Origin of the sequence: Sphingomonas mangrovi (assembly GCF_047975845.1) — a bacterium.
In the GTDB taxonomy this organism is placed as follows: Bacteria; Pseudomonadota; Alphaproteobacteria; order Sphingomonadales; family Sphingomonadaceae; genus Sphingomonas.
In genome coordinates, this window is sequence record NZ_JBIUCZ010000024.1 from 35,802 (window position 1) to 54,403 (window position 18,602).

At 71.0% G+C, this 18,602-nt stretch carries 21 protein-coding genes; 11 read left to right on the top strand and 10 right to left on the bottom strand.

The features are described from left to right. Positions 1-47: 47 nt before the first annotated feature. The 3 genes from ACBY01_RS12150 to ACBY01_RS12160 all read right to left on the bottom strand — a co-directional run bounded on the left by ACBY01_RS12150 (position 48) and on the right by ACBY01_RS12160 (position 2,221). Entirely contained in the window at positions 48-1,292 is a 1,245-nt protein-coding gene (locus tag ACBY01_RS12150; protein ID WP_416461136.1) for a phospholipid carrier-dependent glycosyltransferase, read from the bottom strand. Between the two features lie 70 nt (positions 1,293-1,362). After that, positions 1,363-2,058 carry a PAS domain S-box protein gene (locus ACBY01_RS12155; protein ID WP_416461137.1) on the bottom strand — a complete coding sequence of 232 codons (696 nt, stop codon included), beginning with the start codon at positions 2,056-2,058 and terminating at the stop codon, positions 1,363-1,365. After that, positions 2,048-2,221 carry a hypothetical protein gene (locus tag ACBY01_RS12160; protein WP_416461138.1) on the bottom strand — a complete coding sequence of 58 codons (174 nt, stop codon included), beginning with the start codon at positions 2,219-2,221 and terminating at the stop codon, positions 2,048-2,050. Before ACBY01_RS12160 ends, ACBY01_RS12155 begins: the two co-directional genes overlap by 11 nt. Positions 2,222-2,321: 100 nt before the next feature. Between ACBY01_RS12160 and ACBY01_RS12165 the strand changes: the two genes are divergently transcribed. Genes ACBY01_RS12165 through ACBY01_RS12180 form a run of 4 tightly spaced genes read left to right on the top strand, consistent with a single transcriptional unit; the run spans position 2,322 to position 5,261 of the window. Then, a complete protein-coding gene (locus tag ACBY01_RS12165) occupies positions 2,322-3,530 on the top strand; it encodes a trans-sulfuration enzyme family protein (protein WP_416461140.1) in 1,209 nt (402 codons plus the stop codon). Continuing rightward, positions 3,527-3,925, top strand: coding sequence for a Co2+/Mg2+ efflux protein ApaG (gene apaG, locus ACBY01_RS12170; RefSeq protein ID WP_416461141.1), 399 nt, complete (start codon positions 3,527-3,529; stop codon positions 3,923-3,925). Before ACBY01_RS12165 ends, apaG begins: the two co-directional genes overlap by 4 nt. Continuing rightward, positions 3,922-4,713: a LysR family transcriptional regulator gene (locus tag ACBY01_RS12175; RefSeq protein ID WP_416461143.1), complete on the top strand. Its 792-nt coding sequence runs from the start codon at positions 3,922-3,924 to the stop codon at positions 4,711-4,713. The genes apaG and ACBY01_RS12175 overlap by 4 nt, the downstream gene beginning before the upstream one ends. Further along, a complete protein-coding gene (locus tag ACBY01_RS12180; RefSeq protein WP_416461144.1) occupies positions 4,710-5,261 on the top strand; it encodes a GNAT family N-acetyltransferase in 552 nt (183 codons plus the stop codon). The genes ACBY01_RS12175 and ACBY01_RS12180 overlap by 4 nt, the downstream gene beginning before the upstream one ends. A gap of 189 nt (positions 5,262-5,450) precedes the next feature. Here the strand turns inward: ACBY01_RS12180 and ACBY01_RS12185 are convergent, their stop codons facing one another. From ACBY01_RS12185 to rplU, 4 genes are all read right to left on the bottom strand, one after another. Further along, positions 5,451-6,674: a threonine synthase gene (locus tag ACBY01_RS12185; RefSeq protein WP_416461145.1), complete on the bottom strand. Its 1,224-nt coding sequence runs from the start codon at positions 6,672-6,674 to the stop codon at positions 5,451-5,453. A gap of 65 nt (positions 6,675-6,739) precedes the next feature. Beyond that, a complete protein-coding gene (locus tag ACBY01_RS12190; RefSeq protein WP_416461146.1) occupies positions 6,740-7,300 on the bottom strand; it encodes a GNAT family N-acetyltransferase in 561 nt (186 codons plus the stop codon). A gap of 174 nt (positions 7,301-7,474) precedes the next feature. Further along, entirely contained in the window at positions 7,475-7,744 is a 270-nt protein-coding gene (gene rpmA, locus ACBY01_RS12195; RefSeq protein ID WP_416461147.1) for a 50S ribosomal protein L27, read from the bottom strand. Between the two features lie 24 nt (positions 7,745-7,768). Then, positions 7,769-8,095, bottom strand: a complete 327-nt coding sequence (gene rplU / locus ACBY01_RS12200) for a 50S ribosomal protein L21 (protein ID WP_416461148.1) — start codon at positions 8,093-8,095, stop codon at positions 7,769-7,771. Between the two features lie 267 nt (positions 8,096-8,362). On the opposite strand from rplU, the gene ACBY01_RS12205 reads away from it, so the two are divergent. The 4 genes from ACBY01_RS12205 to ACBY01_RS12220 all read left to right on the top strand — a co-directional run bounded on the left by ACBY01_RS12205 (position 8,363) and on the right by ACBY01_RS12220 (position 12,503). Next, positions 8,363-9,643: a GumC family protein gene (locus ACBY01_RS12205; RefSeq protein ID WP_416461149.1), complete on the top strand. Its 1,281-nt coding sequence runs from the start codon at positions 8,363-8,365 to the stop codon at positions 9,641-9,643. A gap of 683 nt (positions 9,644-10,326) precedes the next feature. Then, positions 10,327-10,965 (top strand): TMEM175 family protein, encoded by a 639-nt coding sequence (locus ACBY01_RS12210; protein ID WP_416461150.1) that lies wholly within the window; start codon positions 10,327-10,329, stop codon positions 10,963-10,965. Between the two features lie 98 nt (positions 10,966-11,063). After that, a complete protein-coding gene (locus tag ACBY01_RS12215) occupies positions 11,064-11,309 on the top strand; it encodes a hypothetical protein (RefSeq protein ID WP_416461151.1) in 246 nt (81 codons plus the stop codon). A gap of 174 nt (positions 11,310-11,483) precedes the next feature. Continuing rightward, positions 11,484-12,503 carry an IS110 family RNA-guided transposase gene (locus ACBY01_RS12220; protein ID WP_416461152.1) on the top strand — a complete coding sequence of 340 codons (1,020 nt, stop codon included), beginning with the start codon at positions 11,484-11,486 and terminating at the stop codon, positions 12,501-12,503. Positions 12,504-13,167: 664 nt separating this feature from the next. Here the strand turns inward: ACBY01_RS12220 and ACBY01_RS12225 are convergent. Beyond that, positions 13,168-13,479, bottom strand: a complete 312-nt coding sequence (locus tag ACBY01_RS12225) for a hypothetical protein (RefSeq protein WP_416461153.1) — start codon at positions 13,477-13,479, stop codon at positions 13,168-13,170. 104 nt (positions 13,480-13,583) lie between these two features. Here ACBY01_RS12225 and ACBY01_RS12230 point away from each other — a divergent pair, with 104 nt between their 5' ends. The 3 genes from ACBY01_RS12230 (at position 13,584) to ACBY01_RS12240 (ending at position 16,811) form a co-directional block, all read left to right on the top strand. After that, positions 13,584-15,194, top strand: coding sequence for an ArnT family glycosyltransferase (locus tag ACBY01_RS12230; protein ID WP_416461154.1), 1,611 nt, complete (start codon positions 13,584-13,586; stop codon positions 15,192-15,194). Positions 15,195-15,310: 116 nt separating this feature from the next. Beyond that, a complete protein-coding gene (locus tag ACBY01_RS12235) occupies positions 15,311-16,099 on the top strand; it encodes a nucleotidyltransferase family protein (RefSeq protein WP_416461155.1) in 789 nt (262 codons plus the stop codon). After that, positions 16,083-16,811 (top strand): metallophosphoesterase family protein, encoded by a 729-nt coding sequence (locus ACBY01_RS12240; protein WP_416461156.1) that lies wholly within the window; start codon positions 16,083-16,085, stop codon positions 16,809-16,811. Before ACBY01_RS12235 ends, ACBY01_RS12240 begins: the two co-directional genes overlap by 17 nt. Positions 16,812-16,818: 7 nt before the next feature. Here ACBY01_RS12240 and ACBY01_RS12245 read toward each other — a convergent pair whose 3' ends face one another. Further along, positions 16,819-17,559 carry a cytochrome b gene (locus tag ACBY01_RS12245; RefSeq protein ID WP_416461157.1) on the bottom strand — a complete coding sequence of 247 codons (741 nt, stop codon included), beginning with the start codon at positions 17,557-17,559 and terminating at the stop codon, positions 16,819-16,821. A gap of 51 nt (positions 17,560-17,610) precedes the next feature. Beyond that, on the bottom strand, positions 17,611-18,321 hold the full coding sequence (locus tag ACBY01_RS12250) for a 2-phosphosulfolactate phosphatase (RefSeq protein ID WP_416461158.1): 711 nt from the start codon (positions 18,319-18,321) through the stop codon (positions 17,611-17,613). Between the last annotated feature and the right edge of the window lie 281 nt (positions 18,322-18,602).

Genomic DNA, 18,602 nt, shown 5'->3' on the forward strand with positions numbered 1-18,602 from the left:
CACAAGCTCAATGGCACCTCAGGACGAACGGAGGTGCCTGCGCCGCGCTAGCGCCAGCTGTGGAACCACATCCAGCGGTTGAACGCGCCCGGGCCGCTCAGCGGCGCGGCGCTCAGGATCGGCCAGAAGTGCAGGAAGCAGAACAGCGCCGCGAACAGCACGACCTCGTCGAAGTGGCGGCGCCGGCTCTGCGGCCAGGCATGGAAGGCGGCGGGGATCGCGACGCACAGGAAGATGCCCGACAGGTGGTAATAGTAGAAGAAGCCGAGCGACTTGGGCACCGCCGCCCAGATGCCGAGCGACGCCACCCATAGCAGCCCCGCGCCGCCGGCCGCGACCGCGCGGCGGCGCCACCCGGCCCACAGGCATGCGGCGACCGCGGCGAGCCCGCCGTACCAGATCGCGGGATTGCCGATCAGCAGCACGCCGCGCTGCACGCCCTGGTCTTGCTCGTAGAAATACCAGATCGGCCGGACGAGCAGCGGCCAGCTCCACCAGTCCGACTGATAGGGGTGCGACGGCAGCAGCTGGGTCTGGCGCGCGTACATCAACTGCTGGAACGGGATCAGGCCCTTCAGCGTCAGCGGATCGAGGCGGTAGAAGAAGGCGGGCAGGAAGCTCGCGAAATAGGTGGCGATGCTCGCCAGCCCGAGCAGCAGCACCGCCGGGATCGCGGCCACCCCGACGAAATGCCGCTGCGGATCGCGCCACTTCGCCCACAGGATCAGCAGACAGGCGAAGGCGACGTAGGGCGCGGCGATCCACTTGGTGCCGACCGCCAGCCCGAACAGCACCGCCGACAGCAGCAGCCGCGGCAGCACGCGCCCCCGCGGCGCCCGCATCGCCCATAGCAGCGCGGCGATGGCGCAGGTGACGAAGGCGCCGAGGAACCCCTCCAGCATCGCCACCCGCGCCTGGATGTAGACGGTCTGGTTGAGCAGCACGAGCACCGCGCCGAACAGGGCGGTGCGGGGGCGGCCGAACAGCAGCATCAGGATCGCGAACACGCCCAGCACCGTCGCGGTGCCGGAGAGCGTCGACAGCGCGCGCCAGCCGATCGGATTGTCGCCGAACAGGCGGATGCCCAGGCCGATCAGCTCTTTCGCGACCAGCGGATGCTCGGTGTTGGCGGGCTCGGCGAGCGCCCACAGCGTGCGCGCCGCGGGAACGTAATGGACTTCGTCGAAGGTCAGCTTCGACGGCGTTCCCAGACGGTAGCAGAACAGCAGCTGCGCCACCGCGCCGACCAGCAGCGCCAGCGTCCCGGGGCGATCGCGCAGCCGCGACAGCATCAGCCGCGGTCGCCTGCGCAGTAGCGTGCCGAACAGGCGCGCGGCGGGACGCAGTCCAGGCGGCGAAGGATCATGCGCTCAGCGCGGCGAGCAGCTGGCCGAGCGCGGCCTCGCACCCCTGGCCGATGCGAAGCGGCGCTTCGGCACACAGCGCCGCGCCGCCTTCGACCTCGATCAGCCCGCGGTCGAGCAGCACGTGCAGCCAGCGGGCGGTTGCGCTCCACGAGCGCTCCAGCCGCTCGGCGATCTCGGCGCCGGTCAGCACCGTGCCCTCCAGCTCGGCGGTGTAGAGCAGCAGCAGCGCCTCGGTCGGCGGTGCGCCGATCAGGTCGGCGCCGAACGCCGCCTTGCCGCCCTGGATGGCGGCGCACAGCCGGCGCGCGGTACGCAGGTTGCGGGCGAGCGTGCCGTCGACGATCGGCTCGCCCAGCGCGCGGCTGGTCACCAGCAGGCGCGAGCCGCCGATGCCGTCGGCGAACTTGGTGACGGTGGTGTTGACCCACAGCAGCGATCCGTCGCTGCGGACGTAGCGCTTGGTGATCGCGAAGGGGACGTCCTCCTCCTCCAGCCGCGTCTGGAGCGTGCGGTTGAGCGCGTGGTCGTCGGCGCAGGTGAAGTCCCGCCCGCGACGGCCGATCACCTCGCCGCGCTCGCGCCCGAGCATCTCGAGGAAGCTGCCGTCGATCGAGAGGATGCGATAGTCGGTGCCCGAGAGGCAGTGCGCGACGGCACCGCCGCCGGGCTGCGTCGCGGCGTCAGTGCGCACGCGTGCTCCGAAGCGGCGGGACGTAGGGGGTGTCGTCCGACAGCGCGTCGAGCGCCTCGGCGATGCGGACCGCGACGTAATGCGCCTCCGTCTCGTCGGCGATCGCCATCGCCTGTTCCAGGAGTTCGCGGATCAGCAGGGTTCGGGAGGAAGGATCGGCCACCGCCGTCCATTTCCACAAAGCCGCGGCGAGGGCAATCGCGGGCTGGCCGAGCGGTGGCCGGTGCTTGCGCGGCCGCGTCCGAGGGGGCAAAGCGGCGGGCATGAAGCGCACCACCGGACGAGACCGTACGATCACCCGCAACTGGCGCCCGGCCACCCAGGCCGTGCGCGGCGGCACCGCCCGCTCCGAATATGGCGAGACGTCCGAGGCGCTCTTCCTCACCTCGGGCTATTGCTACGACCGCGCGGGCGACGCCGCGGCGCGCTTCGCCGGCGAGCAGGAGGGGATGACCTACACCCGCCTGCAGAACCCGACCGGCGAGATGCTGGAGGAGCGGATCGCGCTGCTGGAAGGCGCCGAGGCGTGCCGGACGATGGCGTCGGGCATGGCGGCGATGACCGCGGCGCTGCTGTGCCAGCTGGAGCAGGGCGACCATGTCGTCGCCGGCCGCGCGCTGTTCGGATCGTGCCGCTGGCTGACCGACACGCTGCTGCCCAAGTTCGGCATCGAGACGACCGTCGTCGACGCGCGCGACGCGCAGCAGTTCGCCGACGCGGCGCGGCCGAACACCAAGGTCTTCTTCTTCGAGACGCCGTCCAACCCGACGATGGACATCGTCGACCTGAAGGCGGTGTGCGACCTCGCGCGCGAACGCGGCATCGTCTCGGTCGTCGACAACGCCTTCGCGACGCCGGCGCTGCAGCGGCCGATGGAGTTCGGCGCCGATGTCGTCGCCTATTCCGCGACCAAGATGATGGACGGGCAGGGGCGCGTGCTCGCCGGCGCCGTCACCGGAACCAGCGCCTTCGTCAACGACGTGCTGCTGCCCTTCACCCGCAACACCGGGCCGACGCTGTCGGCGTTCAACGCCTGGGTGGTGCTGAAGGGTCTGGAGACGCTCGATCTGCGCATCCGCCGCCAAAGCGAGAATGCGCTCGCGGTCGGGCGCTTCCTGGAGAAGCGCGTGCCGCGGATCAACCATCCCGGCCTCGAAAGCCATCCGCAGCACGCGCTGGCGATGGCGCAGATGGACGCCGCCGGCCCGATCTTCTCGTTCGACGTCGCCGAGGGCCGCACCCAGGCGCACGCGCTGCTCGACGCGCTGACGCTGATCGACATCTCCAACAACATCGGCGATTCGCGCTCGCTGATGACGCATCCGGCCTCCACCACCCATGCCGGCGTCGCCGAGGACAAACGGCTGGAGATGGGGATCGGCGAGAGCCTGCTGCGGCTCAACGTCGGGCTGGAGGATCCGCAGGACCTGATCGAGGATCTCGACCAGGCGCTCACCGCGGCGGGGTTGTGAAGGCGTTCTTCCCCCATGTCGCCGAGACGCGCGGGATCACCGTGCGCGTCTCGGTCAGCTACCTGTCCGAGCAGTCGGAGCCGGCGCAGGGCCGCTGGTTCTGGGCCTATCACATCCGCATCGAGAACGGCACGGATCGCCACGCGCAGCTGCTCACCCGCCACTGGATCATCACCGACGGCCGCGGCGAGCGCCATTCGGTCGAGGGCGAGGGCGTCGTCGGCGAGCAGCCGTTGATCCCGCCGGGCGGCAGCTACGACTATGTCTCGGGCTGTCCGCTCCCGACGTCGACCGGATCGATGCAGGGCAGCTACCACATGCTCGACACCGAGGGCGCGGCGTTCGACGTGGCGATCCCCAAGTTCGCGCTGACGGCGCCGGCGGTGGGCGCGTGAAGCGGACGCACCTGCCGTTGAACGGGCTGCGCGTGCTCGACGCCGCCGCGCGCCACCTGTCGTTCACCCGCGCCGCCGACGAGCTGGCGGTGACCCCGGCCGCGGTCGGCCAGCAGGTCCGCGCGCTGGAGGACACGCTGGGCGTGGTGCTGTTCCGCCGTACCACCAAGGGGCTGGAGCTGACGCCGGAAGGCGAGGCGGGTCTGAGTGCGCTGCGCGACGGCTTCCTCCAGTTCGAGGAGGCGGTGCGGGCGATGCAGGCCGGCCAGTCGTCCAAGTCGCTGACCATCGCCGCGCCGCGCGACCTCACCCAGAAGTGGCTGATGCCCCGGCTCGCCGAGATCGCACGGACCGAGCAGGACCTGCGCTTCGTGCTGGTCGCCGCCGACGAGACGGTCGAGTTCACCGAGGCCAATCTCGACCTGGCGATCCGCTGGGGCGAGGGGCCGGGCACGCACGAGGGCGAGGCGCTCGAATCGGACGGGCTGGTGACGGTGGCCGCGCCCGGCGGCGGCGCCGACACCGCGATCGGCTGGCCCGGCTGCCCGGGTGAGGATGCGCAGGCGCTGGTGCAGGTGGCGGATGCCGGGCTGGCGATCGACGCCGCCGCCGCCGGGCTCGGCCGCGCGACGGTGCCGGAGCTGCTCGCCCGCGGCGACTTGGCCAGCGGGCGGGTGGTCGCGACCGGCACTGCCGAGGCCGGGCGACAGGGCTATTGGCTGGTCGCGCCGCTGCCGCAGTGGCGGCAGAAGAAGGTCAAGGCGCTCGTCGAGGCGCTCGGCGCGTGACCGCCGCGCCGGCCGCCGTGCCGGTGCTGGAGACGCCGCGGCTGCGGCTGCGCGGGCTCGAGCCCGGCGATGCCGAGGCGCTGCACCCGACGCTGTCCGATCCGGCGAGCATGACCTGGTGGTCGCACGCGCCGTTCGCGACACTGGCCGAGACTCAGGCGCACCTCGATCGCGAGACGCCCGGCTGGCGCGCCTGGTATTTCGCGCCGCGCGAAGGTGGTCCGGCGCTCGGCTTCGTCGCGGTGGGAGAGAAGCGCAATGGGCCGTGCGAGCTCGGCTATCTGCTGGCGCGTGATCGCCACGGCGCGGGGCTGGCATTTGAGGCGGTGGCACGGGTGCTCGACCATCTGTTCGGCAGCGAAAGACGCCGCCGCGTGTTCGCCGACACCGATCCCGACAACAACGCCTCGCGGCGGCTGCTCGAACGGCTGGGCTTCACGCTGGAGGGGCGGCTGCGCGGCGAATGGGAGACGCACATCGGCGTGCGCGACAGCCTCATCTACGGACTGTTGCGCGAGGAATGGGTGGCGCGGGTGCCCGCGTCCTGACGGCGACGTCGCAGGCGTTGCGGCGGGAGCCGCGGGCGCTGCGGGTCTGGATGCTGACTTCCGTCAGCATGACGGAGATGAGGCATGACGGGGGAGGAGGAGCGCGCCGTCCCTTCCCACCCACCTCGTCATCCTGACGAAAGTCAGGATCCATTGCCGCAACGCCCGGAAGCGGCTCGCCTACGCCGCCTACAGCTTCTCGAAGTCGATCTCGCCATGCCGGTCGAGCCAGTTGTCGGCCGGCGGCATCGGGTATTTCAGTCCCGTCGCGCAGTTGAACAGCACCGTGCGCTCCTCGGGGTCGACCAGCCCGTCGGCGAGCGCCTGGGTGTAGGCGGCGAGCGTCGCGCCGCCCTCCGGGCAGAGCAGGAGACCGTCGCGGCGGGCGGCGTCGTCGACTGCCTTCAGGATCGCCGGATCGCCGACCGCGAGTGCGCGGCCGCCCGATTCGCGCACCGCGCGCAGGATCAGGAAGTCGCCGACCGCGCGCGGCACGCGGATGCCCGCGGCGACGGTGGCGGCGTCCTCCCAGCGCTCGGCATGCTCCGCGCCCGCCTCGAACGCGCGGACGATCGGCGCGCAGCCCGACGCCTGCACCGCGTACATCCGCGGGCGCTTCGATCCGATCCAGCCGAGTCGCTCCAACTCGTCGAACGCCTTCCACATGCCGATCAGCCCGGTGCCGCCGCCGGTGGGATAGAAGATCGCATCGGGCAGCTCCCAGCCGAACTGCGCGGCGAGTTCGAGCCCCATCGTCTTCTTGCCCTCGATCCGGTACGGCTCCTTGAGCGTCGAGAAGTCGAACCAGCGGCCTTCGGCGGCGCCGCGCGCGACGATCGCACCGCAGTCGTCGATCTGGCCGTTGACCCGCCACACGCGCGCGCCCTGCGCGGCGATCTCGCGGACGTTCACCTCCGGCGTCTCCTCCGGGCAGAGCACCACCGTCTCGATGCCGCAGCGCGCGGCATAGGCGGCGAGCGCGGCGCCAGCGTTGCCGTTGGTCGGCATCGCGATGCGGGTGACGCCCAGCTCGCGCGCCATCGCCACCGCCATCACCAGCCCGCGCGCCTTGAACGAGCCGGTCGGCAGCCGCCCCTCGTCCTTGACGATCGCGCCCGGCCCGCCCGAACGCGGGATCGGCACCAGCGGCGTCTCGATCTCGCCCAGCGAGACGATGCTAGCGGTGTGGCGCACCGGCAGCAGCTCGCGCCAGCGCCACAGGTCGGTCGGCCGCGCCGCGATCGAGTCGCGCGACACCGCCTGCCCGAGTGCGTCGAGGTCGTAGCGCACGAGCAGCGGCCGCCCGGCGCGCGACAGCCCGTGGAGCCGGTCCGCCTCGTAGCGCTCGCCCGTCAGCGAGCATTCAAGATGGCGGACGAAGGTCGGCCGCTCGGCGTGGAGATTCGCGTTCATGCCGCCCTGCTTAGAGGCTGTGGGCGGTCCCGCCTATGGCGCCGCGCGCGCCGACGTGCCCCCGCTCAGGCGGCGAGCGGGGGCACGTCGTCGAACTCGGGCAGCGCCGGGGCGCCGAAACGCTGCCGCGCATAGTGCACCGTCGGCACCTCTGCGGCGCGCGCGCGCGAATAGGCGAGGGGGCGCTCGCCGGTCGGCACGAAGCCGAGCTTGCGCAGCACCCGGCCCGAGGCGGGGTTGTCGGCGAAGTGACGCGCGAACACCGCCGGCCGGTGCAGCGCGTCGGCCATGCCGAGCACGGCACGCGCCGCCTCGGTCGCATAGCCGCGCCCCTGCGCGTCGGGCGTGATCCAGTAGCCGAGCTCGTGCGGGCCGTCGTCGCGGGCGTAGAGGCCGGCGCCGCCGATCAGGCGGACGCGGCCCTGGTCATGCGCGAAGACCAGCAGCGACGGAGCATGCGCGGAGTGCGGCGTCTGCAGGAACGCCTCGGCATCGCCCAGCGCATAGGGCCAGGGCAGGCGGCTGGTGTTGCGGACCACCGATTCGTGGCCCAGCGCGCGGACGAGCTCGGGGGCGTCCTCGGCCCAGCCGGGCCGCAGCGTCAGGCGTTCGGTACGGGCGAACATGGGTGCTCTCCTCTTGCGCGGGCGCCTACGCCGTCATGATGACAGCGCCGCGACCGTTCGGGCCAGAGGGAGCAAGAAAAAAGGGAGCCGGGGCGGACCCGTCTCCCTTGTTGGCTGGTCCCGCTTGGTGCGGGACCCGGGTCACCCTGGTGGGCAACCCGGCTGGTTGCCCTGTTACTCTGCGGCGAGCGCCGGCATGTCGACCGAGCAGAATTTGCGGCCGAGCTTGCCCTCGCGGAACGACACGCGGCCGTCGACGAGCGCGAACAGGGTGTGATCCTTGCCCATGCCGACGTTGACGCCCGGGTAGAACTTCGTCCCACGCTGGCGCACGATAATGTTGCCGGCGACCACTTCCTGGCCACCGAACTTCTTCACGCCGAGGCGACGGCCTGCCGAATCGCGACCGTTGCGCGAAGAGCCGCCTGCTTTCTTATGTGCCATGGTTCAAACTCCTCGTGTTCGCGCTCAGGCGGCTGCGCTGTCGTCAGCGCGGCTGTCGCCGATCGCGGTGATCTTCAGGATGGTGTGCTGCTGGCGGTGGCCGTTCTTGCGGCGATAGTTGTGACGGCGACGCTTCTTGAAAACGATCACCTTCTCACCCTTCGCCTGAGCGACGATTTCCGCCGAGACCGTGAGGCCCTCGACCGACTTCAGCTCGCTGCCCTCGCCGGCGAGCAGAACGTCGCCCAGGGTCACGCTGCTGCCGGCGTCGCCGTCCAGCTTCTCCACGACGATCTTGTCTCCGGCGGCGACGCGATACTGCTTGCCGCCCGTGCGCACGACTGCGAACATGGCCCTTATCACTTCCCAAATGCATGTGCCCGCGCAGGGAGACCCGACGCAGGAGAGAGGGCGAGCTAAGCGGACTCGGGCGGCGTGTCAACCGCTGATCGCCCGCAAGAGGCCGGGCAGGGTGGGCGGCGGAGTAGGCGGCACCGGCGGCGAGGGACCTGCTGCGGCGGGAGGGCGCCGGCGAATCGATCGGGAACGGAGGCGCTTGGCGTGGCAGCGGGCGGGGGCACCGCGTAGCCTGTCTCCATCGGCTTTCCCGGGGGATGCATGGGCGCAGGCGATCTGGTGGCGGCGGTTCTCGTACGGTGGCGGCTGGTGGTGGCGCTGGCGCTGGGCGTGGTGCTGGCGGTCGCCGGCTGGACGCTCGCGCAGCCGCGGCTGTACCGCGCCTCGGCCTCGGTGTTGTTCAACGTGGCGCAGGGCGATCCGGCGAATCTGGCCGGGGACGCGCCGCAGACCGGCGGCGGGCTGCTCGCGACTCAGGGGGACGTGCTGCGCAGCGCGCTGGTCGCGCGGCAGGTGGCGGTCCGGCTCGGCCTTGCCGAAGGGTCGGACGCCGCGGCGCGCGACCGGGCGGCGGCGATGCTGCGCGGCAAGGTCGCCGTCGCCAATGCCAAGGCCAGCAACGTCATGATCGTCAGCGGCGAGGACGGCGATCCCGTGCGCGCGGCCGCAATCGCCAACGCCTTTGCCGAGACCTATCTGGCGCAGGTGCCGCAGCTGCGCGCCGCCGCCGCGCGCGGCTATTCGGGATGGCTGGCGGAGCGCACCCGCGATGTGCGGGCGCGGCTGGAGGGCGCGCAGCAGGCGCTCGAGGGCTATCAGCGCCGGCATGGCCTGGTCGGCTCGGGGCGCTTCGATCTGGATGCGGAGGCGCTGCGTACGCTCAACGCCGAGCTCGCCCAGGCCGAAGGCGCGGCGGCCGAGGCGCAGTCGCGCGCCGGCTCGTCGCAGGTCCCCGAGGTCACCGCGAGCCTGGCGGTGCAGCAGCTGCGCACCAGCGTTGCCGCCCAGGCCGGCCGAGTCGCCGAGCTGTCGCGCACGCTGGGGCCGAGTCACCCCGACATGCAGGCGGCGACCGCACAGCTCGCCGCGCTGCGCGGGCAGTTGTCGGCGGCGATCGGCAGCGCCGCTCAGTCGATGCAGGCGGCCAGCACCGCGTCCCAGCGGCGCGAGGCGAGCGTGCGCGCGCGGCTGGCGGCGCGCGAGCGGGCGATGATCGCGGGCGCGGCGGACCAGAACCGGCTTGCGGTGCTCCAGCGCGACGTGGATGCCGCGCAGCAGAGCTACGATCAGGTGCGCAAGGAGTTGGGCGAGCAGTTCCTGCGCAGCCAGGCGGGCCAGGCCAACGCCAGCCTGCTCGACCGCGCCACGCCGCCCGCCCTGCCGTACAAGCCCGACCTGCCGCTGATGCTGGTGCTGGGCACGATGCTGGGGATCGCGGTCGGGCTGGCGACGGTGATCGGCCTGGAACTGCGCGCCCCGCGCGTGCGCACCGACCGCGGCGTCGAGCTCGCGACCGGCGCGCCGGTGTTCGCACTAGGGTAAGGGGTGCTGCGCCGCGTCCGCAGCTACTGCACGCGCCCTTTCCCGCAGCGCGGAACGCTGCGGCATAATGCGGCCCCACGCGGCATCATGCGGGACAAAGTGATCGTACGTGCGCATCGGAGTTGACGGTCGCTTGAGCGCTTGCTGGCCGGCCCGCCGCCGTGGATCGCGGCACGAGGCGGGACGGACCGATCGTGGACATCGGAGTTGGCGGTTACTCGGTCGCTCGCTTGCGGGGCTGTCGTCGCCGATCGCGGCATGATGGGGTGCGAGGCGGGACGGACCGGTCGTGCACTCGCATCGGAATTGGCGGTTACTTGGTCGCGTACCCGCCGGGCTGCAGTCGTCGATCGCGGCATGGTGCTGCACGAGGCGGGACGAGCCGGTCGTGCTGTGCATCGCGTTTGGCGGCCGCTTGGCCGCCTGATCGCTTGCTCGCCAAGGTACCCCCGGCGATCACGCCACGCCACGCCACGCCACGCCACGCCACGCCACGCCACGCCACGCCACGCCACGCCACGCCACGCCACGACTTCCTGCTCTGCATGTGCTGAAGGGTCGTGCTGCCGCCTCTTACGGGGGAAGCGCGCCGTTCTCGGGCTCCCGCGACGTGTCCTCACCGCGGACGCCGCGCCCTGCGAATCCGGCTCGCCGAGTATCGACGGATATCCTAGACGCACGCCATGACCGACGATGCCCATGCGGGACCGGACCACCGGCTCGAGCGCCTGATGTTCTTTTCCGACGCGGTGTTCGCGATCGCGATCACGCTGCTGGTGATCGAGATCCACGTTCCCGAGCTCCCGCTGGGTGCCAGCGACGCGGCCTGGTGGCAGGCGATGCTGCATCTGGAGCCGCAGCTTGCCGGCTTCGCGATCAGCTTCCTGGTGGTGGGGGCGTTCTGGGCGTCGCACCACACGATGTTCGCGTTGCTGACGCACTTCGACCAGCGGCTGGTCTGGGCGAATCTGTGGATGCTGCTGGCGATCGCCGTCGTGCCGTTCACGACCGGGTTGATCTCGTCCGGGGCGACGTCGCCGGTACCGTATCTCGTCTATGCCGCGGCCTTGCTGCTGGCGGCGCTGGCGAAGCTGCGGCTCACCGCATTGGCGATGCGGCCGGAGCTGCTCGCGGACGGCGTGTCGCACGAGCGCATGGAGGCCGAGCGCCGCCGCGGCTGGATCATGCCGATCGCCACCTCGGCCACGCTGCTGCTGGCGCTGGTCGCGCCCGGCTGGAACATGCTGGCGATGCTGATCGTGCCGCTCGCCCGCCGCGTGCCGCCCTTCACGCTGCCGGCGGCATCGCCCGCCACGGTGTAGCCGAGCCGGTCGCTTAGCGTCGGCAGCGGCCGTCTCGATCCGACAGGACACGGAAAGTCGGCGGCGTAGACGCCGCCGGCCGTCGTCGATCCGCCGGGATGCGGAAGGTTGCCGGCGAGGCGCCGGTCGTGGCGATCCGAAAGGACACCGAAAGTCGCCGCCGCAAGCGCCGCTGGGAGGGTCTCGCAACGTCGCGCCGTCCTTGCTGCTGCGGCATCGCGATCGCCCGACGTTCGTCGCAAAAGCGCCTCGTTGCCGTCGGCGGTACCGCAGGAACGATCGTGTTGCCCGAGGGCACGTCAGCGGATCGCGGCCGTGAGATCGGGCTCGCCGGGATCGGGTAAAAGCTGGTGGCCCGGCTGGAAGCGGGCGTTCCTGTAAAACATGGGATAATCGCGGGAGCGATCTGCCCTGAGGCCGTGCTTCATCAGGCCGGCAGACTGGTGGCCGTCCCCCGACAGAATGGACAGACGGGCTCACGACTGGCGCCGGGCCCAGGCATCGCACGGAGAACGACCATGGGCGAGTATATCGGTCTCGACGTATCGTTGAAAGAGACGGCCGTTTCGATACGGCGTTCGGGCAAGCGGATTTGGCGCGGCAAATGTGCATCGGATCCTGCATCGCTGGCCGAGCTGATCCGGAAGCGAGCGCCCGAGGCGGAGCGGGTCGTGTTCGAAACCGGTCCGCTGTCGGTGTGGTTCTATCACGAGCTGACCGCATTGGGTGTGCCGGCGATCTGCATCGACGCACGGCATGCAAAGGCGGCGCTCGACATGGCGGCCAACAAGACGGATGCCAACGACGCCGACGGTCTGGCGCATCTCGCCGAGGTCGGCTTCTTCCGGGAAGTGCGCGTCAAAGGCTATGACAGCATGCTGATGCGTACGCTGGTGGCAGGTCGCAGCAAGTTGGTTCGGGTCGCGACCGGCCTGTCCAACCAGATTCGCGGGCTGATGAAGACATTCGGCCTAGTCGTACCCGCCGGTCATGGTGGGGTGTTCGAGAAGCATGTCCGCCGGCTGCTCGATGGGGAAGAGGCGCTGGCTCGCATCGTCCTCCCGATACTGGAAGCGTGGCGGGCCACGCGCGTCCATGCCGCCGAACTCGGGCGCCAGCTTACCGTGGCTGCCCGACATAGCCAGCCATGCCAGTTGCTGATGTCGATCCCCGGTGTCGGCGTGGTGACCGCGACCGCCTTCACCACCGCCATCGAAGACCCGGCGAACTTCGCAAAGTCACGATCCGTCGGCGCATGGATCGGACTGACGACCCGGCGATACCAGTCCGGCGAGGTCGACTATGACGGACACATATCCAGGCGCGGAGACGCAAACCTGCGCGCGTTGCTCTACGAAGCCGCGACGACGATCCTGACACGCGTTCACGCCGACAGCGATCTGCGAACGTGGGGACTGAAGCTTCGCGAAAGGCTCGGCTTCAGGCGAGCCGCCGTTGCCGTCGCGCGAAAACTGGCCGTTATCATGCACGCCATGCTGCGATCCGGCGAACTGTTCAACCGGACGGCTGCCGCATGATCCCGTAACGAGCTTGGACGCGCTGCTCGCAGCGCCCCGAGGCGTCCCTGCCGGGACGTGAGCCGGACCATTCCGAGGAACAGGCATTGCACCACCCTGACCAGCGCAGGGCATGTGCGCCCAAAACATTGGAAGCTCCGCTCCGTGGACACCCATTATGCGGCGACACCTATCGACCGCGAAGACGACCGTGCCCCGGCAGACGACCCATCCAACCAGCCAAAAAGGGACTTGCCCTATGTGCGATTAGACGACCTGTTCCCAATATGCGGCGGCGGACCCGGCCCTCCCTTGTACGACGGTGTTGTCGAACGGCGACGGTCGCGTTGTCTGAGCATGTTGCGGCTACCGGGCAGCCAAAGGATCGCTCTTGCGAACGATTCCCGGGCGATGCGCGGGCGTGCGGCGACAGGCCACCACAGAGGGATGGAGCCTCAAGTGCGCAGGCAAACCCACGTCCGTCCACACCTGCACGTGCTTCGCGGACCGGAAGTGCTGCTCGCGCCCTCGCACGTCACCGCAGCCGGGTTTCCCGTGGCTCCTGCCGAGTCTTGGGGAGGGGCCTCGGCTTCCCTGAGGGAGGATCAGTGGAGAGGGGCGGCGGCCAGCCCCGTGGCTGTATGGCTCTCCCGGCTTTCCGGCGATCTCCGCCGCCCGCGCGAACTCAGCTGCGCGCGCGCTTGTTGAAGCGCAGGATCGCGAACAGCACCACCGGCCAGAACCAGGTTGCGAGCGCGTCGCCCGCCGTGTCGGCCCATCGCCAGCTGCCGGCGTACAGCCGGTCCAGCACCTCGTTCGCCACTTCGGCGAGGATGCAGATCGCCAGCGGCACGGGCGAGCGTAGCGAGCGGCGCAGGACCAGCGCGCTCAGGCACCAGATCGCCAGCCCGACCTGGACATGGATGAACTTGTCCGGAGCGACCTGCACCTGTTCGACGCGCACCGCGAATTGGTGATAGAGGCTCTCGAACGACACGCGAGCGCCTGTGCCGGACAAGAGGCGGCTTGCATAGCCGGCGATCGTCGTCCCGGCGCATTTCGCCAGACGATTTTTCGCGGCATCTGCGCTAGCCAGGACCGATGCAGCGCCGTCCCTCCTCCGCGCATCTCGCCAGCGGCTCTCTTGTCGCCGGTTTCGCGATGCTGCTGGTCGTTCTCGCCACCGGCGGGCTGTCGTCGAGCTTCATCGATCCGGACGAGTCCGCGCACTATGTGAACACCCTGTTCCTCGGCGACTGGGTGCGGGCGGGGCTGCCGTCGCCGATGGTGTTCGCGCGCGACTATTACGCGCACTTCCCCAAACTCTCGATCGGGCACTGGCCGCCGGGCTGGTATGCGATGCTGACGCCGCTGTTCGTCGTCGCCCGGCCTTCGCCCATCGCCGCCCTCGTGCTCAGCGCCTTCGTCGCCGGGCTTCCGGCAGGGCTGATCCTGTGGGCGGCGGTGCGGATCGGCCGGTGGCGGATCGGGGTGGCGGCCGCGGTGGCCTATCTTCTGCTCCCGCTGGTCGTCGGCGGCGCCCGGCACTTCCTGCTCGACCAGCCGGTCACGCTCGTCGTCGGCCTCGCGGCAATCGCATGGGTCCGCGCGACCGAGCGGCCCGGCTGGCGGCGCTTCCTGCTGTTCGCCGCGCTTGCCGCCTTCGCGCCGCTGGTGAAGGGCAATGGCGCCCTCATCGCGCTCGTCCCCGCGATCGACATCGTGCTGGGGCGCCGGTGGGCCCTGCTGCGGCACCCTTCCTTGTGGGTGTCGGCGCTGCTGGCGATGGCGGTCGTCGGGCCGTGGTACTGGGTGTCGTTCCAGATCTCGGCAGGCGGGTTCAACTATGCGCCGGGGCTCGACTATGCCGTGCTGGCGTTGCGCGCCAACCTGAACGCAATCGTCGGGAATATCGGCTGGGCGGGAGCGCTCCTCGCGCTCGTCGGGGTCGGCAGCGCCTGGACGGCCCGGCACGATGCCCCGGCGACGGCGCGCATCGCGGCGCTGGCGGTCGCGATCCTGCTGGCCACGCTCCTCTTCCAGTCGGCGATTCCGGTCGCGATCGAGGAGCGCTACGTGGCGCCGCTGCTCCCCTGGGCGGTGGTGCTCGCGATGATCGGCGTCGGGGCGATCGCGGGCCGGGGCGGGGTGCTTCCTCGCGTCCTCGCCGCCGTCCTGGCGCTGGCGGCGCTGCTGCCCGCCGCGACGAATCTGGCGCGGCTGCCTGTCCGCACGGACCTCGACGCGCCGGCGATCGCAGCGCGGATCGGCGCGCGTCCGGGCATCTGGCTCGTCGACGGGCGCGCGGGCGGCGAAGGCGCGGTGATCGCCGCCGCCGCCCATGCGGATCGCGGCCGCAAGCGCATCTGGATCGCGCGCGCCTCGCAATGGCTGTCGACGAGCGACTTCATGGGCCGGAACTACCGCGTCACCGCAGCCACGCCCGCCGCGGCGCGCGCGGTGCTGGACCGCCTGGGCGTGGCGGGGGTGGTGTCGGTCGCCGAGCGCGGGCGCCTCGCCTACGATCACAGCGTGGTGCTGCGCGCGGCGTTGGCCGACCCGGCGTTCGCATCGCAGGAACGGCGCTTCCGCCGCGGCGCCGGATCGACGCTGCTCTCGACGCGCATCGCGTCCGTCCGGCCGAACGCCGAGTTGCTGAGCACGGGGTCGGGATCGGCCAACGTCGCGACGCTGGGGGCGGCGCTCGACTGAGACCGGGACGGCCGGGGCTCCCCCGGTCTCGGGCTTTCGCGCCGGAACGCTTGCCGCGGCAGCCCGTTGTCTGCGTCCCGCATCCGGCGGCTGGCAGCGAAGGAAACGATGTGCGCATGACCGAAACGCCCCCGGTGCTCGATGCGTCGGCCTTCGATCCGCCGCCCGATTCGGAAGGTTTCTACACCGACTCGCTGCGGCTGCTGGGCGAAGCGGGCGTGCCCTATCTGCTGTCGGGCACCTATGCGCTGAGCTGCCACACCGGCATCATCCGCCCGACCAAGGACATGGACGTGTTCTGCAAGGCGGGCGACGCGCCGCGGCTGCTCGCCTGGTTCAAGCAGCACGGCTACCACATCGAGGTCGAGGACGACCGCTGGATCGGCAAGGTCTGGCAGGGCGAGCATTTCTTCGACGTGATCTACAACCTGTCCTCCGCCAGCATCCCGGTGACGGAAGACTGGTTCCGCGACACCTATGAGGTCGAGATCTACGGCAGCGTCGTGCCGGTGACGCCGCCGACCGAGTTCATCCTGTCGAAGCTCTTCATCCAGGACCGCTATCGCTACGACGGCGCCGACGTCGCGCACGTCATCCTGAAGAAGCATGCCGAGATCGACTGGAAGCGGCTGCTGGCGACGATGGAGCTGCAGTGGGAAGTGCTGCTGATCCACCTGCTCAACTTCCGCTTCATCTATCCGACCGAACGCGACTGCGTGCCGCGCTGGCTGTTCGACGAGCTGATCGAGCGGGCGAAGCTGCAGGCCGACCTGCCGCCCGCCAACGTCAAGGTCTGTCGCGGCCGGCTGCTCAGCCCGCGCGACTATGTGGTCGACATCTGTGATTGGGGCTTCGCCGACGTGGTCGGCAAGGGACTTGAGGAGCAGCATGAACGAAAAGCCTGACCGCATCGTCCTCGCCGCGACCGGCGATCTGCACGTCAACGACGGCGACAGCGGACGCTATCGCGACCTGTTCGCCGAGATTTCCGAAAAGGCCGACGTGCTGGCGCTGACCGGCGACCTCACCAACTTCGGCAAGACCCCCGAGGCCGAGGCGTTGGCCGAGGACCTGCGCGCCTGCACGATCCCGGTGGTCGCGGTGCTCGGCAACCATGACTTCGAATGCGGCCAGCCGGAGGAGGTGGTGCGCATCCTCCACGACGCGGGCGTGACGCTGCTCGACGAGCAGGCGGCGGAGATCGCGGGCGTCGGCTTTGCCGGGGTCAAGGGCTTCGTCGGCGGTTTCGACCGCGGCGAGCTGGGCGCGTTCGGCGAGCCGGCGATCAAGGCGATCGTCGACGAATCGATCAACGAGGCACGCAAGCTGGAGAATGCGCTGCGGACGCTGCGCACCGACCGCATCGTCGCGCTGCTCCACTATGCGCCGGTCGCCGCGACCGTGGAGGGCGAGCCGAAGGAGATCTGGCCGTTCCTCGGCTCCTCGCGCCTCGCCGACGCGGTCGACCGGTTCGACAACGTGCGGATGGTGCTCCACGGCCACGCCCATCGCGGCGCGTACGAGGGGCGCACGCGGCGCGGCATCCCCGTCTACAACGTCGCGCAGTTCGTGCTGACCGAGGCGACCGGCAAGCCCTACGTGCTGTTCGACGTCTGATCGGCGATCAGCCGATCGTCGGCCGGGTGCGGCCGAGCCCCATGCGCGCGAGCTCGCGCTGGCGGTCGACCAGCTGGTGCTTGAGCGCACCGCCGACGTGGAGCAGCAGCAGCGCGAGCAGCACCCAGCCGCCGAGCGCGTGGACGCGCTCGATCCGCTCGTGCACCGCGCGCTGTTCGGGAACACCGTCGGGCGTGCTGCCGAGCTGCTGGACCGGCGCGATCATCGGCAGCGGGAACAGGCCCCAGACCAGCGTCGGCCCGCGCTTGCGCGGCGGCTGGCCACCGCCCTTGCCTTCGCCCGCCGGACCGCCGCGGACGCGGGTGTCGGGCTTCAGCGTGGGGGCAGGCGGCGGCCCCGCCGGGTTCTCGGCCGCCCAGGCGGCGCCGGGCGAGCCCGCGGGCGGGTTGGCCGAGATCATCGCCCAGCCGGAGAAGGGCAGCAGCAGCATCGCCGCGTAGAGCAGGAAGTGGATGACGCGGGCGAGCCCCTTCTCCCACCCCGCCATCGGCAGGTACGGCGGCGGGCGGTGGGTCAGCCGCCAGCCGACGCACACCAGCGACAGCGCCAGGATGGTGATCCCCGACGAGACGTGGAACACGAAGAAGCCGCGCGGCAGCAGCGGCCTGAGCAGCCCCGAGGTGAGATTGTAGAGGATCAGCGCCGCGATCAGCCAGTGCAGCAGGATCGCGACGTTGGTGTAGCGCAGCCGGGGCCGCGCGGCGCTGTCGAGCGTGGCGATGGACATGCGGCGGCCTCCTGCAAACCTGGGTTAAGGTGTCGCGCGCCGCCCGCCGGGTCAAGCCGGCGCGAACGCCGCATAGACGCCGTCGACCAGCCGCGGCGCGCACGCGCTGCCGTCGAGCGCCAGTGCCAGCGCGACGTCTGCCTCGAACCCGTCGCCGATCAGTTCCTGCCCCGACACGCATGCGCGCACGATGTCGGGGAGGTCGTCGCCGGCGCCGCGATAGGCGTCGCGCGCCACCCGCGCCTCGGCGTCCATCGCGCCGTCGAGCCGGTCGAGGATCGCGCCGGCGCCGAGCAGGTCCTCGATCGCCGGGCGCAGCGTGCCGTCGGGCCAGCGCTCACCGGCCGGCACCACGCCGATGTCGCCGCCGCCCGCCAGGGCCAGCGCCGCCCGCGCGACCGCGCCAGCGTTGCGCAGGCAGCCCGCGAGGGTGGGCGTGCCCTGCGCCGCCACCGACAGCCGCGAGCCGTTGGGCGACGGCAGCATCAGCCGCGTGCCCGCGGCCAGCGCGGTGAGCGTGCGCGGCGACAGGCTCGGCCGGTCGCCCACCGCCCGACGCGGCGCGGCGAGCGTCGCACCGGCGGCATCGGCGGCGGCCTGCGCCGCGGCGCGATCGCCCGACGGGAAGGGCAGCACCTGCGCGCCTTGCGCAGTGGTGATGTCGACCGAGGTCGAGAAGGACAGCACGTCGACGATCACCAGCACCGCCACCCGCGCCCGCAGCCGCTCGACGCCGTGCAGTCCCCATTCGCTTCGGATCATGTCGTTCCCCCTGGCGCGGGGCATAGCAGTGGTGGGGGGAGAGGGGCAGGCGGGCGGTGGACGAGGAAGGGGGGGCGAGGTGGAAGGTGGAAGGTGGAAGGTGGAAGGTGGTCGAGAAGGAAGGTGGGGGCATGGGAGCGGCCACGGCCACTCCTGCTCCTGCGTCACCCCAGCGGAAGCGGGACATTTGCATAACCGGTTTTTTGGTGAAGCGGTGGCGTGAATGGTGGTTGCGGCGGCGGGAGTGGCGACGCGGCGGGGATCGGGTGGGTGAGCTGTGG

Excerpts from the sequence above, each read along its gene's own strand:
- ACBY01_RS12150 (WP_416461136.1), bottom strand. The coding sequence starts at position 1,292 with ATGCTGTCGCGGCTGCGCGATCGCCCCGGGACGCTGGCGCTGCTGGTC.
- rpmA (WP_416461147.1), bottom strand. The coding sequence starts at position 7,744 with ATGGCACATAAGAAAGCAGGCGGCTCTTCGCGCAACGGTCGCGATTCG.
- ACBY01_RS12205 (WP_416461149.1), top strand. The coding sequence starts at position 8,363 with ATGGGCGCAGGCGATCTGGTGGCGGCGGTTCTCGTACGGTGGCGGCTG.
- ACBY01_RS12185 (WP_416461145.1), bottom strand. The coding sequence starts at position 6,674 with ATGAACGCGAATCTCCACGCCGAGCGGCCGACCTTCGTCCGCCATCTT.
- ACBY01_RS12235 (WP_416461155.1), top strand. The coding sequence starts at position 15,311 with ATGACCGAAACGCCCCCGGTGCTCGATGCGTCGGCCTTCGATCCGCCG.
- rplU (WP_416461148.1), bottom strand. The coding sequence starts at position 8,095 with ATGTTCGCAGTCGTGCGCACGGGCGGCAAGCAGTATCGCGTCGCCGCC.
- ACBY01_RS12240 (WP_416461156.1), top strand. The coding sequence starts at position 16,083 with ATGAACGAAAAGCCTGACCGCATCGTCCTCGCCGCGACCGGCGATCTG.
- ACBY01_RS12250 (WP_416461158.1), bottom strand. The coding sequence starts at position 18,321 with ATGATCCGAAGCGAATGGGGACTGCACGGCGTCGAGCGGCTGCGGGCG.
- ACBY01_RS12190 (WP_416461146.1), bottom strand. The coding sequence starts at position 7,300 with ATGTTCGCCCGTACCGAACGCCTGACGCTGCGGCCCGGCTGGGCCGAG.
- ACBY01_RS12220 (WP_416461152.1), top strand. The coding sequence starts at position 11,484 with ATGGGCGAGTATATCGGTCTCGACGTATCGTTGAAAGAGACGGCCGTT.
- ACBY01_RS12215 (WP_416461151.1), top strand. The coding sequence starts at position 11,064 with ATGCGGAAGGTTGCCGGCGAGGCGCCGGTCGTGGCGATCCGAAAGGAC.
- ACBY01_RS12230 (WP_416461154.1), top strand. The coding sequence starts at position 13,584 with ATGCAGCGCCGTCCCTCCTCCGCGCATCTCGCCAGCGGCTCTCTTGTC.
- ACBY01_RS12210 (WP_416461150.1), top strand. The coding sequence starts at position 10,327 with ATGACCGACGATGCCCATGCGGGACCGGACCACCGGCTCGAGCGCCTG.
- ACBY01_RS12165 (WP_416461140.1), top strand. The coding sequence starts at position 2,322 with ATGAAGCGCACCACCGGACGAGACCGTACGATCACCCGCAACTGGCGC.
- ACBY01_RS12245 (WP_416461157.1), bottom strand. The coding sequence starts at position 17,559 with ATGTCCATCGCCACGCTCGACAGCGCCGCGCGGCCCCGGCTGCGCTAC.